Raw genomic sequence first — 15538 nt, 5'->3', positions numbered from 1 at the left:
CTTTTTCATTATCTACTGCGAATACTCATCGGCTTCCAGGTATTATTCTTAGAATCCATATCAGGGAATGAATGATCTGGATCGATCACCACTGATTTGATCGGCAGTTTCGTCGACGTGCGGAATGTCCAGCTAGCACCTCGTTGCCAAATCTCTACCGGGAACGTAAAGCGTTCTTTTTCTCCGCTCGTTAATTCCACTTCAACGATAGCTGGCATCGCCATTTTGTCTAAGTTTTCGATGGTAATCACTGCGCCTTTGGCTGGATCCTGCTCCACATAATCCACCTCTTTCACGGATTGATCAAGTCTCCAAAGTTCATAGAACCAAGCTCTCCAGAACCAACCTAAATCTTCACCGGCTCCATCTTCCATTGCGCGGAAAAAGTCCATAGGGGTAGGGTGTTTGAAGGCCCATTTGGAGATATAATTTTTTAAGGCATAATCAAAACGATCCGCACCTAAGACATGTTCACGCAAAATACGTAAACCAAAACCTGGCTTATTATACGCCTCCCAGCCTAAATTACGCGTTTGAATCACATCCGGAATCGACATAATCGGATCAGCCGTTTCACGGAACATCGACTTCGCAATCGCGTGCATATCAAATTTACGGTTCTTGTATTCGCCTTTATTAAAGGCATCTGTCGAATAGAAGTTAATGAAGGTATTAAATCCTTCATCCATCCAAGCGAACTTACGCTCATTCGAACCCACAATCATAGGGAACCAGTTATGGCCAAATTCGTGGTCCGTCACGCCCCATAAAGAAGCGGTCTTATCTTTGTAACCACAGAAAATAATTCCTGGGTATTCCATTCCTGAAACAATACCAGCTACATTCGTAGCTACCGGATAGGTGTACTCGTATAACCAATTTGAATAATGCTCAATCGATGCTTTCACATATTCCGAAGAACGTCCCCAAGCGTCCTTACCGTCTGACTCTACCGGATAAACCGAAACAGCTAAAGACTTCTTACCGCTAGGTAAATTGATACGGCAGGCGTCTAGGATAAAGGATTTAGAAGAAGCGAAAGCCACGTCACGCGCATTGTTACACTTGAATTTCCAAGTCAAGCGATCTTTCGCAGGACGAGAAGCCGGGTCTGTAATTTCCGCTGCGGAACGAATCACCACGGTTGTTTCTGAATTAGCCGCCGCAGCCCATTTCTTCACTTGATCAGCCGTATACACTTCTGAAGGATTCAATAATTCCCCCGAACCCACCACGATGTGAGAAGCCGGTGCATTAATCGAATACTCGAAATTTCCATATTCTAAATAGAATTCACCCGCCCCTAAATAAGGCAAGACATTCCATCCTTCGATATCATCATAAACACATACGCGGGGAAACCATTGAGCCACCGTATAAATCGCGCCATTCTTCGTTTGTTGAATACCCATTCTGTCCGATGCATTCTCGGGAGAAGTAAAGGAGTAAGCTATTTTGATTTTAGCCGTTCCTATTTTTTCTGCCAAAGGTGCCGCTAATCGAATCTGCATCCGGGTATCTTCTACGATAAAATTCGCTGGCTTGCCATCAATCGTAACACTCTCGATTTTATAACCACCATCAAAAGCTAAATTACCAAAACGGCCACCTGCTATCGGTGTCGTCTTGCCTCCACGAGATTGTGTATTGAAGCTGTTTTGGTCTAATTGCAACCACAAGAAAGGTAATTTATCCGGAGAATTATTCTTGTAAGTAATCTCTACATCACCCGTGATTTTGTTCGCCACATCGTCTAAGGAAACGGCGATCTTATAATCAGCCGAATTCTGCCAGTATCCAGGTCCCGGAACACCTGCTGCAGAACGCGCAGAGGAAACAGGTCCATAGTTCCAAAGAGGGTGGAATAATTCGTAGGCAGAATACTTACTTTGTGCGTTCGCCGCAGTCGAAATCAAGGCCAACAGGCCCATAAATACCAGTTTTTTTAACATAAAATTCTTATTTGTGATCAAAAATCGTCAAAATTTCTTCATCTAACAAACGCTTTGATAAACCTAAAGCTTTAGGCACCTCATAGTGGAAGAAGAATTTCATCGTATGAATCTTGTCCTTGTAGAAAGCTTCGTCCTCTGCACTTAAACCACCTTTCGCTAAGGCGGCAGCGGCCACATGACCTTGCTTTAACCATTGCCAAGCGACTGTAATCAGACCGAATAATTCCATATATAAAGTAGAATCCGCTAAGAAAACTTCGATTTCCCCTTTCATTGCGAAGCCTAATTTATGCATCGTCACCTTCGTTAAATTTTCTAATTCCTTCTCTAGTATCGAAGCATATTTAGCTAGACTTTCGTGTCCTTTAGCCACCGCAATATCCGCGAAAACTAATTTTCCTAAAGTCTGCAAAGCCTCTCCATTGTTTGCTGGAATGCCACGACCTAATAAAGTCAAGCCGTGAATACCGGTTGTTCCTTCATAGATGGACATAATCCGCACATCGCGCGCCATCTGCTCTAATGGGAAATCTTCCGTGTAACCATAACCACCTAAAACTTGCAAGCCTTGGTTTACGGCAAGCGTTCCCATTTCCGCTGGATAAGTCTTAGCTACGGTAGTCATCAAGTCGAGCATCATTTGCGCTTCTTTTTTAGCCTCACCGTCTAGGCTCTTTGCTAAATCATCCCACATAAAGCATTGGAATAAAAGACCCATGGAGCCTTCTACGATGGCTTTTTGGAAGTATAACATACGTTGTACATCCGGGTGATTTTTAATCAAAGTTGGAGGTGTATGCGGATCTTTATTCGTTAATAAACGACCTTGAGCACGTTCGTTTGCATATTGCTTCGACGCATGGTAAGCAGCAGACGCAATATAAGCACCGCCCATTCCTACGCCTAAGCGGGCTTCGTTCATCATTTGGAACATATAAGACAAACCTCTATTCGGTTCGCCTACTAAATAGCCAATTGAATTGCCTTTATCGCCAAAAGAAAGGTGAAGCGCAGGCGTCGCTTTTTGGCCCATCTTATGGTAAACCCCTAAAGAGATAACTTCGTTACTCACTAGTCCGCCGTTTTCGATGCGCTTCTTAGGAACCACGAAAAGGGAAATCCCTTTTGTACCTGCTGGGGCTCCTTCTAAACGAGCCAAAACTAAGTGAATGATATTTTCTGAGAAGTGATTATCCCCTCCTGAAATGAATATTTTTTGTCCTTTAATGGCATAGGTTCCGTCCCCTAAATCCTTAGCAGAAGTAGACGCATCATTCAAGGAACTTCCTGCCTGCGGCTCTGTCAAACACATCGTTCCTGCCCACTTGCCGGCTAACATGTTAGGCACATAGGTATCGGCTAATTCTTTCGAACCAAAAGAGGCAATCAGGTGTGCTGCCCCGTGGGATAATCCCGTAAACATGACCGCTGAATTATGCGCAGCACCACGAATAAATTCGTGTGCCCCACCGATCATCGAAGGTACTTGCTGACCTCCATGTTCTAAATCAAACGTACAGCCGATCATACCCGATTCGCCCATTTCCTTCATATAAGGCTCAATTCCCGGGTGAACTTGTACGATTCCATCCACTAATTCAGCTGCTTTACGATCTGAATCTACGTAGATAGGACGTAAGTATTTCTCAGCAATGGATTCAGCTGAGTCTAATACCATAGTAAACATGTCTGGGGTATAATCCGCGTAACGAGGATAATTACACAGAGAGGCTGTATCAAAAACCTCGTTTAAAATAAAGTCTAGGTTGCGACGGTCGTATTCTTTTGCCATGGTTATAACGTTTAGGTTACAACAAATTTGCAGAGAAAAAAACTATTATGCAAGCATACTAGTTTTATAATGGAGGCAAAGAATATCCGAGGTTATATTTGATAAATGACGCGTCTTTACAATTCCAAAGCGGGATGTCTTTTCGGCGGATATTGTTGAAGTCCACGTAGAAGCCTAATTTCTGATAAGCCGCTGCAGGAATCCCATTAAAACGATCAACAGTCAATCTCTTTTGAGTTAAACCTCCTACCATAAAAAAGCCTAGCACTTCTTGTGATGGCTCATTTATACATTTTAGATTTCCCGTTATCTGAGCAGGTACTTTATCGAAAATACCACCACTCATCTTACGCTGATCTTCTAATCTTTTCCAATAGGTATGTGTTTCCTTAGAGACAGAATAAACATCTAATTGCACCACCCAATTTGTAAAATCCTCATAAGGAAGCTGACCTACATCAATGGACAAATTCTTTCCGCTTAAGAGAAAATCATCTAAAAGATAGGGTTGCGTATTTTGAGGTGCCTGCCAGCATAAGCAATTACAAGGCGGAGTGGGGGCCGGTGGTGGTGGTGGCGTAGGGCAAGTCAATAAGAATTGACGGAAGTCTTGGCGCTTCACAAAATAAAAATCTTCTGTTGCCTTCGGATCCTTAATACTCGCTTTTAACGGGAATCGCATATCTTCTACCTTAGTCGCATCCTGAAAGGAATAAGAGAATTCAGCGAGTTCAGGAGCTGCATTAATGGTTTGAAAATTAGATTCGATTGTTTTACCATTTAGGAGCTTGATGCGCAATTTGTATTTTTGGCCTACTTCTCCCTTAAATCCAACCGGACTTAGGTAATATCCTTTGCTCTTTTCATAAAAGGCCGTCTCTTTCCCGGATCCATCTACAATTCGCACATTGGCATCCGAAATAGGCTGCCCAGAAAATTGAGTCGCATCGTAAGGCGAATAAGCACTAATGTAGTTCAAACGAACATTATAGGGGCCATCTATGTTTGAAATTTCCCCATAAACGACGATGGCAGAACTCAGGTTTTGAGTTTGAAAATCCTCAATCTCCGTCTCACAAGAACTGAAGACTAAAAAGGCACATAGTATCAGAATTAAGTGTCTCATTAGAATTTGAAGTTATAGGTGATGGACGGAATAGCAGCTCCTAAAACCGATAATTGATAGGTTTTAGCTTGATTGATTTCTCCTGTAGAGGAGCGGAAATAGACGGAATAAGCATTCTGACGACCTAATAAATTATAGATCGAGAAGTTCCAACTTCCCTGCCAGCGTTTACCAGGTTTGGGATCAATTGTGATCCCTACGTCTAAACGAATATAATCTGGAATACGTTCTGCATTTCGCAGGGTGAAGGATGCAGTTGAATAACCGTCAAGTAATTCTTTAATTTCCTTCGCAACTAGATAGCTGTAAGTAGATCCATTATAGGTATAGCTTGCTTGTGCCAAACCTGGTCTAGGGAAAATCCCTGTCTCCACGGCATAATCATAAAGATCATTAAAGGAATAAATCTTGTAACGTCCATTCGGATAGGTAATCGGACGACCCGTCGTATAGGTAAAGTTCGCGTTAAAGGAAATGCGGTTTGTCCAGCGATTATTTAACACAAATTTAAAAGTATGTGGCGTATCAAAATTCGCCGGAAATTGAATCCCAAAATTCGCTTCTTTCTGATTCTCGTTCGCTTGAATCGTCCTAAAAGTACGCGCATAGGTGTAGGAAATCCATCCCGTCAGGCGTTTTCCTCGTGATTTCTTCAGAAAGAATTCGGCCCCATAAGCCATTCCTTTGCCCACTAATAATTGCGTTTCAACCGTCGGATTTAAATATAATTGCGCCCCATCCACATAATCCACTACATTATTCAAGTTCTTGTAGTACATCTCAACAGATGTTTCGAATACCGCATTCGACGCATTTGTGAAGTTTTTGAAGAAACCGATAGAATATTGATCCGCGACTTGAGGTGGAATTTGTTGATTCGAATTTTTCCAAATATCCGAAGGCGAAACGGCCATCGTATTCGATAATAAATGGCGGAATTGCTGCATTCGATTGAAACCGATTTTTATCGAGAAGCTAGTATCTAATTTAATGGCAAAAGATAAACGAGGCTCAAAACCCCCATAGCTTGCCACCACGTCATTCGAGCCAGCCTTTAAAGTATCCGTAATCGTATTGATTTCGCGCGGAGTCCCTAATTTATACTGATAGAATTCGCCTGGGCCTATCAGCTGATAATAGGCATAACGCAGACCATAATCCAAGCTAAATTTCTTTCCCAGCGCTACACTATGACCCAGATATGCTGCCATTTCTCTTGTGTACTCCGTCGACATCGCGAACTTATCAATTTTCGAACTACTGGAATTAGGAACAAAACTGCCGGCATCATTACTAAAGGCAGAAATTTCGGCGCCCATATCGAAGCGTCCAGCTTTACCTAGGTCTTTACTTAATTCTTCTTTTACGGAAGTTTGGATGATAGAAGGATTCCAAAGGAATTCCAAGCCCTGTTTTTGGCCTTCAATTCCATAGGTATAATCGCTATAGAAGGCCGTTAAATTATGGGATAAATCCCCTTTCAAAAGGGCATTATGTTTAAAACTTAAGGTCTTCGTATTCCAGGAATACAGGGTATCCTGCGCAAATTTAAACCCATCATTACTCGCATATCCGGATAAGGAAATGCGCTGATTCTTCCCAAAACGATGCGTCAACTTAAAGTTCACATCGTAAAAATCCGCCTTGCTCTTCGCTAAACTCGGATTAGGAAAATACTTCATATAGAAATCCGAAATAGATCCGCGCGCTCCCAAGATCAAGGATGTTTTTCCTTTCACCAGCGGGCCATCCACTAAAATACGGGATGAAATAGGACCCACACCACCCTGCATAGACCATTTATCAAAATCGCCTTCCTTCACCCGCACATCCAAAACCGAAGAGGCGCGACCGCCATACATCGATGGAATGCCGCCTTTGTATAGACTCAAATCCTGTACCATGTCCGCATTAAATCCGGTAAAAAATCCGAATAAATGGGACGTATTAAATAAGGGAACGCCATCGAGTAGAACTAGGTTTTGGTCTACATTACCGCCACGCACATTAAATCCGGATGCGCCTTCACCTACTGTCGAAACGCCAGGAAGCAATAAAATACTCCGAATGACATCGGCCTCTCCCATTAGCGTCGGCAATTTTTTCAAGGTCTTAGAAGACATTTTCTCCACGCCCATTATCGTCCGGTTGACGTTCGCATCTGCTTTTTCGGCGGTAATAACCACCTCGCCTAATAATTGTTCCGAGCGTTCTAGCTCGATGGTTGTTTGTGCATTTTTCGTAAGATCTAATCGGAAGGTCTTGTATTTATAGCCTAAACTGCGGGCAATTACCTGGTAAGATCGAGCGGCAATCGTCACCGAAAACACTCCCAGGGAATCCGTCGTTCCACCCTCGGATGATCCCGAGAAAAAGACAGAGGCTCCTTCGATGGGCGCTTTGTTTTCAACATCAATAATTTTTCCAGAGAACACGACATAGCCTTTGTGTTGGGCAAGCGCGATGGGGCCACAAAGCAGCAGTAAAATTAATACCCATAAGCCGTTTTTCATTTCGTTTTGTTTCGTAAAATTAGCAGTCCTTTTGCCTGCTTCCATTGAGGATCGAACCCTCCCTCTGGGAACTTCGCAACTGCATGCGAGCCCAGCGCCACATCTAAATCCCCATCCCCGTCTACATCCGCGATATCCATCACAGACCAGCGGCCTAAATGCTGAATGGGTAAAGTCATCGGAACAAATGTTCCTTTTTTGTTTTCAAAATACATCGCCCCTTCGCCGGGTCTTTTTGCCACGTCTGGAAACAGTGCGATTGATAATAAATCTGGATCCCCATCTCCATCAAAGTCTGCGGGCATCACTTTTGTAGCACCGTTTTGGGAGAAAAAGGCTTTCTGTTTGAAATTCATGCCTCCCGTATTCTCAAAGATATATACCCCATGATAAGGCTTTAAAACCGTGGTAAAATCCGCATTATCCCCAGCAGAATACACAATATCAAGATCTTTATCACCATCGATGTCCGTCACATCAAACGAAGAGGACCCATATATGGAGGGAAAGCGAAGCAACGCTTTTTCCTTGAATTTTAATCCGCCTTCATTCACATACAATAAAATACGCTCGTCACCCTGTGCAAAAAGCGCTAAAATATCTGGTTTCCCATCGCCTGTAAAATCACGAACAATGGATTTTGTTGCTCCCGTCTGTGGATTCAATACTTGTTTTTTATATACCCCTTTTTCGAGCTTCCAAATGCTCATCCCCCCCACCTTAAATCCGAACTCTGAACTGATTAATTCATCACCCACTTCGTCGTCGAGGTTAGCTGAAACTAATCCGATAGGCCGATTCAACCCTTGCAATAGCTTTTTACCCGTAGAGGCTTGGCTCACAAAGCCATTCACATCCGGATTCGCCTGGGTGGTGGTTCCGATAAAAGTATACAGGGTCTCAGCACCTAATAAAGTAATATCCGTCAAGGCGTCTTGATTCTTTTGCGTTTCCAGTAATTTACCGCTAGCATCCCATTTCCAAATCACGCGATTCGACTGATCTCCCGCCGTAATTTGCTGGCGACGCGCATCGATTCGAACGGCCGTCATATTAGGCAGAGATGTTCCGGGTAAAGTCGCGACGATAGGCTCGATGGCAAAAATGCTTTGAGTCGCTAAAGGTGCGTAAGCAGGCATTTCTAAGGTCTTAGGCGCCGTTTCTAAATAATAGGCCTTGATTTTCTCCCAGTCTTCGTCTGGAATCATTTGTGAGCCTGGGCCCAAAACCGTATAATCAGACAAAGGTTTCTCCAGCATCGCGATTTCCTTATCCACACCCATCAGGATACCCATGTAGGGAAGGGTGCTGTATTGCCATACATTTTTAGGTAGCAAAGCTGGATCTGGAAGCAAATGGCAAGAGGCGCAATAGGTTTTGGCTAACTCTTTCCCTTCCGCCGCCTTAGTAGAGCAACTTGGTAAGCCATAGGCTACTACCGAGAAAAGGGCGATGGCCAGCAGAGTTCGCATCTTATAATTTCTTAAATACCTGTATTTTATCGTTATTGCGTGCTACTAGGTACAAAATTCCGGCGGTAGTCTTCACCTGTTTTATGTCGCGAATATCCCCTTCAAGAAGTAAGCCGGTGTCCGTGGGAATCAGCGTTTTAAATCCGCCTTTTCCATTTCCTTTTAGAATTAGTCCAAAGAAGGCGTCATAACGTGCCTGGTACATCGACGCTCCATTGTAGTTACCTCCCACGATCACATCTAAGTTCCCGTCTTTGTCGACGTCTTCCGTCCGTAAGACCATGATTTTAGAAACTTGTGCAAGTTCCGGAAGTGCCACCATTTTAAAGGTCTTATTTCCTTGATTTTCTAGGTACATAGATTCGAACGTATTGACGCGTTTTTCATCTGCTCCTTTCAGTTCATTATCCCCAAAAATCTCTTCTACCGTTTTTCCAGCAAATAAATGGTAAGCCGTATATTTCTTATTGATGATACTTGGAATCTGTTTCCCCATCTCATCTTTCCCATTGATTGGGAACCAGTCATTACCGCGGTTATAAGAAACAATGTGTTCTTTCGTATCATTTTTATCAATGTCCTTAATCTGCATCCGCAATTGCCCATCTACTTCTTTGCGCAATTTCGTATTCGTCCCTAGATTTCCTACGATAAAATCGATATCACCATCTTTATCAAAATCTGCCGCCGTCATACCCGACCAGAATCCCGATTTCTCCTCTAGGCCATTCTCTATTAATTTGAATTTGCCCTTATTATTCTCAAAGGTTTTGATCGGCATCCAATCCCCCACCACCGTTAAGTCCTGATCTCCATCTTTATCTATATCAGCCCAAACAGCCTCCGTCAGCATTCCTGCCTCCCGTAATTCCGGCGCTAGAGCTACGGTCTTATCCGCAAAGTGGCCTTTACCATCGTTAACTAATAAATAAGAACGAGGCGAAGCTCCATAAGAATATCCAACAACACGTCCTCCTACAAACAAATCCATATCTCCATCTCGGTCGATATCACAAGGACGAACCACTGATTTATTATCGTACATCGGAGGAAGTGCGTTTAAAGATCGAGAGAAATTACCTTTCCCATCGTTTAAATACAGACGATCAAATTGCTCTGGCATTTGGTCAAAAAATTCATTCCCTCCAGTCACCACATAAAGATCTAAGTCCTTATCGCCATCTGCATCAAAGAATAAGGCATCCACATCTTCATATAAGGAATCCGCTTTAAAGACGGGTTGATTAGAAACGACAAAACCTGCGCCTTTTTGGACTAACAATTGTCCTGCCTGGTATTTAGCTCCACTCAAATACACATCCTCTAAACCATCTCCATTCACGTCTCCCACCGCAATTTTAGGACCTTCGATCGAAACCTTAAATGGAATCAATAATTCCCGGTTAAAGTCGAAATACACATTTTCCTGATGCTGATAAGGAACAGTAATCCCCGCAGTCACTTCCTCAAAAAGGGGCTTCACAGGCGCAGAGAATACATAATCCTTCACATTAACGGTCGCATTCTTTTGCTCCATGGTCAATGTCGTATTGATCTTAGGATTTTTAATAATCTGCATTTTCTCATTTTCCCAAATCACGAGCATCTCCTCCACCTGTTGCAAATCACCAATTCCAAATAGTAAAGTAGGGTCCACCGAACTCATAAAGCCACGCGTCGGCATCATCTGCTGTAATTGCTGGCCATCCTTCGTTTTCAAGATGACTTTAGCTCCAATACCAAACGTATTTCCACCATCGCCCTTGAATTTCACTTTGACAAAATTATGCTTCAATAACTGGCGGCTATTGTTTTGATAGACACTTGCCTTCTCGTTCAGGTTATTCGTCACTAAATCTAAATCCCCATCGTTATCTAAATCCGCATAGGTAGAACCGTTCGAAACGCCTTTATCCTCAAAACCCCACTTAAATGATTTGTCCACAAAGCGCAAATCTTTTGCTCCCTTGAACATATAGTTGTGTACACGTCCATCCGGCATTAAATCGATTGCCTCTTGATCTAATTTCTCTGAAGTAGGCACACCATAATGCAAGGAATCCCCGATAATGAATTTCAAATAATCTAAGTCATTCGGGCGGCGCAAAATACCATTTGAGATAAAAATATCTTTGATTCCATCGCCATCATAGTCATTCATCAAAGTCGACCAACTCCAATCTGTCGCAACAACCCCGGAAGAGGCGGCGATGTCGGAGAATTTTTCACCCCCCATATTTAGCTGAAGACAGTTTCTCGAGTATTGATTAAAATAACCGAACTGTAATTTGTACATATAAATGTCCAAAGGATCCTCTCCCACCGACGACTTTTCGACCTTCTCGTCATCCGGATACATATCCAATGTCATCACATCTTGGAAGCCATCATTATTAATATCTGCCACATCTGAACCCATCGAGAAACGACTCAAGTGCTTGAAGTGATCGCGGATACCTTCTTTGTAGGTTCCATCTTTTTGGTTGATATAATAATAGTCGTCTTCGTGGAAGTCATTAGACACGTAAATATCTAACCAGCCATCGTTATCTATGTCCGCCACCGAGATACCTAAACCATAACCCATAGCGGCTTGGTAGATGCCGGATTCTTTAGAGATATCCACAAACTTACCGTTATCATTACGGTACAAATAATCCCCCGCCTCATTATCCTTCAAAGATCGCGTATTCACCCGATCGTATGAACGCGTATTGTGCACGGCGTGATTTAATAAATAGCAATCTAAATCGCCATCTTTATCGTAATCGAAGAACGCTGCCTGTGTGGAAAAACCCGTAAAATCTAAGCCATATTCACTCGATTTCTCGGTGAACGTGTTGTCACCATTATTGATATACAACTCGTTTGACCCCTCTAATCCTTTGTAATTTCCTACCGCACAAACATAAATATCTAAGAAGCCATCGGCGTTAATATCGGCCATCGTAACTCCCGTTTTCCAATCAGAGAAACCTTCGACACCCGCCTTAGCTGAGATATCTTCGAATTCCATATTTCCCTTATTCAGGTATAATTTGTTCTTGCCTTGGTTCGACACAAAAAACAAATCTACTAAACCATCATTATTGATATCGCCTGAAGAAACGCCTCCGCCATTATAAAAATAGAGGTAATCCAGGATGTTGAAATCCTTTGTTTCGGTGATATTATTTGAGAAATCGATGTGTGTATTTTCGGAATCTAATTTTTCAAAAAGCACATCATCGCCTGAATTACAAGCAAAGAGCGCTAGCGAAAAAAGAAAAAGAAATAAATAATTACTACGCATTGTTTTAAAATTTAAATACTTGGGCTTTGTCATCGTTTTTGGCCAAAACCACATAAGTCGACTTTCCTCCTTTAACGAGAGCCATATTACGTACTTGACCGATTGTTTTAAATCCAGTTTGCTTTGATAATTTCACGGTGAATTTACCTTTACCTTGGCCTTCTAATAATAGACCATAGTTCGCGTCGAAACGTCCCCATTCCGGAAGCGAATCAAAGAAATTTCCTGCTAATAAAATATCCAGCTTCCCATCCTTATTAAAATCCCCCGTTTCGATCGCTTTAATGGGCGAGAATTGGGCTTGATAAGGCAAGGCTTGCAAACTAAAGTTTCCTTTTCCATCATTAATCATAAAGGAAGATTGTGTCGTCGTGATCTGACGAATAGTGACTCCCTCACGTTGTTCATCACTAAACAATTCGTCCATGGTTTTATTCGCATAATCTTTATACTTAATGAATTTCTTTTTAATCATCGGAAGCGCGCGCTGCATTTCCCCCTTCAAGACCATCGGATAGGTATTTCCATCTTCCGTCACACAAGAAATGATTTGCTCCACCGAGCCATTCTTATCGAAATCGCCCACATGCAGGTAAGCAGGTGCTTCTGCTGAAGCTTTAACTTTAGAATTTAGGCCAAAGTTTCCTAACACAAAATCCATATCCCCATCCCCATCCATGTCTGCTGACTTGATAGCACCCCAAAGACCCTCAGATCCCACAACTGGCTCCTGCTTCGTTAATTTTCTACCTCGTTCATTTTTAAATACGACTACCGGACCCCAATCTTGAGTCACCACTAAATCTTGATATCCATCGCCATCCACATCGGACCATTCCGAATCGGTTACCATGCCTAAATCAGTTACCTGCGGCATATAGCGCTTGGATTGATTCTTGAATCCTCCCGTCCCGTCGTTGATGAATAAATTGCTTTGGGCACTTTGGCCATATTTAGCATTGATCATCCGCGTTCCCACAAATAGATCGATGTCACCATCTTTATCATAATCCGCCGCCGACACGCTAGACCCATTCTCATATATCATCGGGAAGCGAACATCTCTTTTCAGATTGCCTTTCCCATCATTTAGGTACAATAAATCATGTAATTCAGGTGCATTTTCTTCGAACTCATTACTTCCAGTCACCACGAACAAATCTAAATCGCCATCCTTATCCGCATCAAAGAATACCGCATCCGTATTCTCCGTCGTTTGATCTAAGCTAAAGTCAACTTGTGGAGAGTCCATGAATTTTCCGCCAGGCTTTTGGATAAATAAACGCTTTATCTGACCAGCCGCACCCCCTAAATAAATATCTTCTAAACCATCCCCATTCACATCCCCCACAGCTAGAGCAGGTCCTTGCGTAGAGAATTTTTGTTTCAACAACACATCGCGATCATAGTCGTTAAACCTACTTTCCACGTGCAAATAATCCAGCATACCTCCTGTTACATCGGCAAAAATAGGCGTTTGTTTCACTTCAAAGAAGTGGAAGATTTCCTTCGCATTTTCTTGCTTCAGCGTGATCACCTGATCTGATTTCACGGATTTAGTCGTCTCAATCTTATCATTTGGCCATAAAACTTGAACTGAATCAATCGCCCCATTCGCACCTAAACCAAAAACCATCTGATGATCACTGGACGACTGAAAACCACGGTTAGGCATCTGCTGCAAGACTTTGAAACCTCCTTTTTGATAAACAGTTACGCGCGCACCGATTCCATTTAAATTCCGATCGACACCTTTCAAGTGCACCGTTAAAAAATGGTTCTTTAGCTTCTCATTCGTCTTATTCTTATAAACCGATAGAGGCGAATTGACATTATTCACCACTAAATCTAAGTCCCCGTCATTATCTAAATCTCCGTAAGCCGAACCATTCGAGAAGCCGGGTCCTTCAATTCCCCAAGCCTTGCCTTGATTCGAGAACTTCAAATCCCCCTCGTTCTTGAACGCATAATTCGGAATAGGAACAGACGAAATCTTGTCTGTAAACTCTTTATAATCAAATTTCTTGCCATCTAACATCTGCTGCATCGTATTGCGATCCCCTAGGAAATCCACAAAATCTTGATCCGTTAGATCTTTAGCAATTCCATTCGCCACAAAAATATCCTTCTTCCCGTCATTGTCCATATCGAAAATCAAGGCACCCCAACTCCAGTCCGTTGCATGAACTCCAGCTAATTGACCCACTTCAGAGAAAGTCCCGTCGCCATTATTTAATTGCAAGTTATTGCGCATATATTGATGCCAAAATCCTCGCTTCTTCTTCAACTCCACTAAATTATACCCCTCAAAAACCGACGTCGTCTTCAAACGACGATCATCCCCTGGTAACATATCTGTCACGAAGATGTCCATATAGCCATCATCATTTAAATCCGCCATATCAGCCCCCATCGAGCTCAGAGAAATATGCGGCATCTGATTCTCTAAATCTTCCTTAAACGTGCCATTCTGCTGATTAATGTACAAGTAATCACGCTCGTAAAAGTCATTTGAAATATAAATATCCGGCCAGTTGTCATTATTCACATCGCCTAAGGTAATTCCCAATCCAAAACCAATTAAACTCCCATATATACCCGCCGTCTCCGACACATCGGTAAATTGAAGTTCCTTCCCATCCTTGCTATCATTTCTAAACAATTTATCACCCCCTAATTTATCTCGATCCTCCCTTAAATTCGTGTACCCTAATTTATCAATCGGGGTAAAACTGTTATTCAACAAATACATATCTAAATCACCATCGCGATCGTAATCGAAGAAGGCCGCGTGAGTCGAAAATCCACCATCGGCTAGTCCTGCCTCTTTTGCCTGCTCCTTAAAAGAAGGCACTCCCCCCTTAATTCCTTGATTAATATACAATTGATTCCCTCGTTGATCACGAGAACCAGAATTACACACATAAATGTCCATCAAACCATCTCCATTCACATCGGCAAACGTGACGCCAGTAGACCAAAACTTCTTCCCCACAATCCCCGATTTAACGGTGATATCTTCAAATTTCATTGCACCCTTATTCAAATACAATTTATTGTCTTCGAAATTAGACGTCACGAAAATATCCGATAATCCATCATTATTTACATCGCCTATTGCTACACCACCTCCATTATAAAAGTTGCGGTAATTGAAGATGTTGAACTCTTTTTTCTCTAAACTGCGATTCACAAAATCGATACCCGTCTGTTCCGCAGGCAACTCCTCGAAAAGCGTATCCTCGTTCTTAGAACAAGAAAATAAACCTAAAATAATAAGAAGATATAGACTGAATTTTTTCATCCTAAAATGTGATTTTTTGCGTCACAAAAATACAAAATGCTAGGGGTATATAAAACCCTTATAAAACAAAAAGGCAGAACCAAA

General features: G+C 42.3%; 7 protein-coding genes. All 7 read right to left on the bottom strand.

Annotated elements, in window-relative coordinates; all coding sequences use genetic code 11:
- Positions 1-8 precede the first annotated feature (8 nt).
- The 7 genes from ACST14_RS06230 to ACST14_RS06200 all read right to left on the bottom strand — a co-directional run bounded on the left by ACST14_RS06230 (position 9) and on the right by ACST14_RS06200 (position 15454).
- The gene (locus tag ACST14_RS06230; protein ID WP_459461677.1) at positions 9-1952 is read right to left on the bottom strand and encodes a M1 family metallopeptidase; all 1944 of its coding nucleotides are present in this window, start codon (positions 1950-1952) and stop codon (positions 9-11) included.
- A 7-nt stretch (positions 1953-1959) separates the two neighbouring features.
- Complete coding sequence (locus ACST14_RS06225) at positions 1960-3747, bottom strand: acyl-CoA dehydrogenase (RefSeq protein ID WP_459461675.1); 1788 nt, start codon at positions 3745-3747, stop codon at positions 1960-1962.
- A gap of 64 nt (positions 3748-3811) precedes the next feature.
- Positions 3812-4873 carry a DUF4249 domain-containing protein gene (locus ACST14_RS06220; protein ID WP_459461673.1) on the bottom strand — a complete coding sequence of 354 codons (1062 nt, stop codon included), beginning with the start codon at positions 4871-4873 and terminating at the stop codon, positions 3812-3814.
- A complete protein-coding gene (locus ACST14_RS06215; RefSeq protein WP_459461672.1) occupies positions 4873-7386 on the bottom strand; it encodes a TonB-dependent receptor in 2514 nt (837 codons plus the stop codon). Before ACST14_RS06215 ends, ACST14_RS06220 begins: the two co-directional genes overlap by 1 nt.
- Positions 7383-8858, bottom strand: a complete 1476-nt coding sequence (locus ACST14_RS06210; protein WP_459461670.1) for an FG-GAP repeat domain-containing protein — start codon at positions 8856-8858, stop codon at positions 7383-7385. The genes ACST14_RS06215 and ACST14_RS06210 overlap by 4 nt, the downstream gene beginning before the upstream one ends.
- A 1-nt stretch (position 8859) precedes the next feature.
- Complete coding sequence (locus tag ACST14_RS06205) at positions 8860-12150, bottom strand: VCBS repeat-containing protein (RefSeq protein ID WP_459461669.1); 3291 nt, start codon at positions 12148-12150, stop codon at positions 8860-8862.
- A gap of 4 nt (positions 12151-12154) precedes the next feature.
- Positions 12155-15454 (bottom strand): VCBS repeat-containing protein, encoded by a 3300-nt coding sequence (locus tag ACST14_RS06200; protein WP_459461667.1) that lies wholly within the window; start codon positions 15452-15454, stop codon positions 12155-12157.
- Between the last annotated feature and the right edge of the window lie 84 nt (positions 15455-15538).

This window comes from Aquirufa sp. A-Brett2-15D, assembly GCF_054558735.1.
Note: the sequence above shows the minus strand (reverse complement) of the source record. Positions and strands in the feature narration are given on the sequence as shown.

Coding starts and splice junctions, on each gene's coding strand:
- ACST14_RS06230 (WP_459461677.1), bottom strand. CDS start 1,952: ATGTTAAAAAAACTGGTATTTATGGGCCTGTTGGCCTTGATTTCGACT.
- ACST14_RS06225 (WP_459461675.1), bottom strand. CDS start 3,747: ATGGCAAAAGAATACGACCGTCGCAACCTAGACTTTATTTTAAACGAG.
- ACST14_RS06220 (WP_459461673.1), bottom strand. CDS start 4,873: ATGAGACACTTAATTCTGATACTATGTGCCTTTTTAGTCTTCAGTTCT.
- ACST14_RS06215 (WP_459461672.1), bottom strand. CDS start 7,386: ATGAAAAACGGCTTATGGGTATTAATTTTACTGCTGCTTTGTGGCCCC.
- ACST14_RS06210 (WP_459461670.1), bottom strand. CDS start 8,858: ATGCGAACTCTGCTGGCCATCGCCCTTTTCTCGGTAGTAGCCTATGGC.
- ACST14_RS06205 (WP_459461669.1), bottom strand. CDS start 12,150: ATGCGTAGTAATTATTTATTTCTTTTTCTTTTTTCGCTAGCGCTCTTT.
- ACST14_RS06200 (WP_459461667.1), bottom strand. CDS start 15,454: ATGAAAAAATTCAGTCTATATCTTCTTATTATTTTAGGTTTATTTTCT.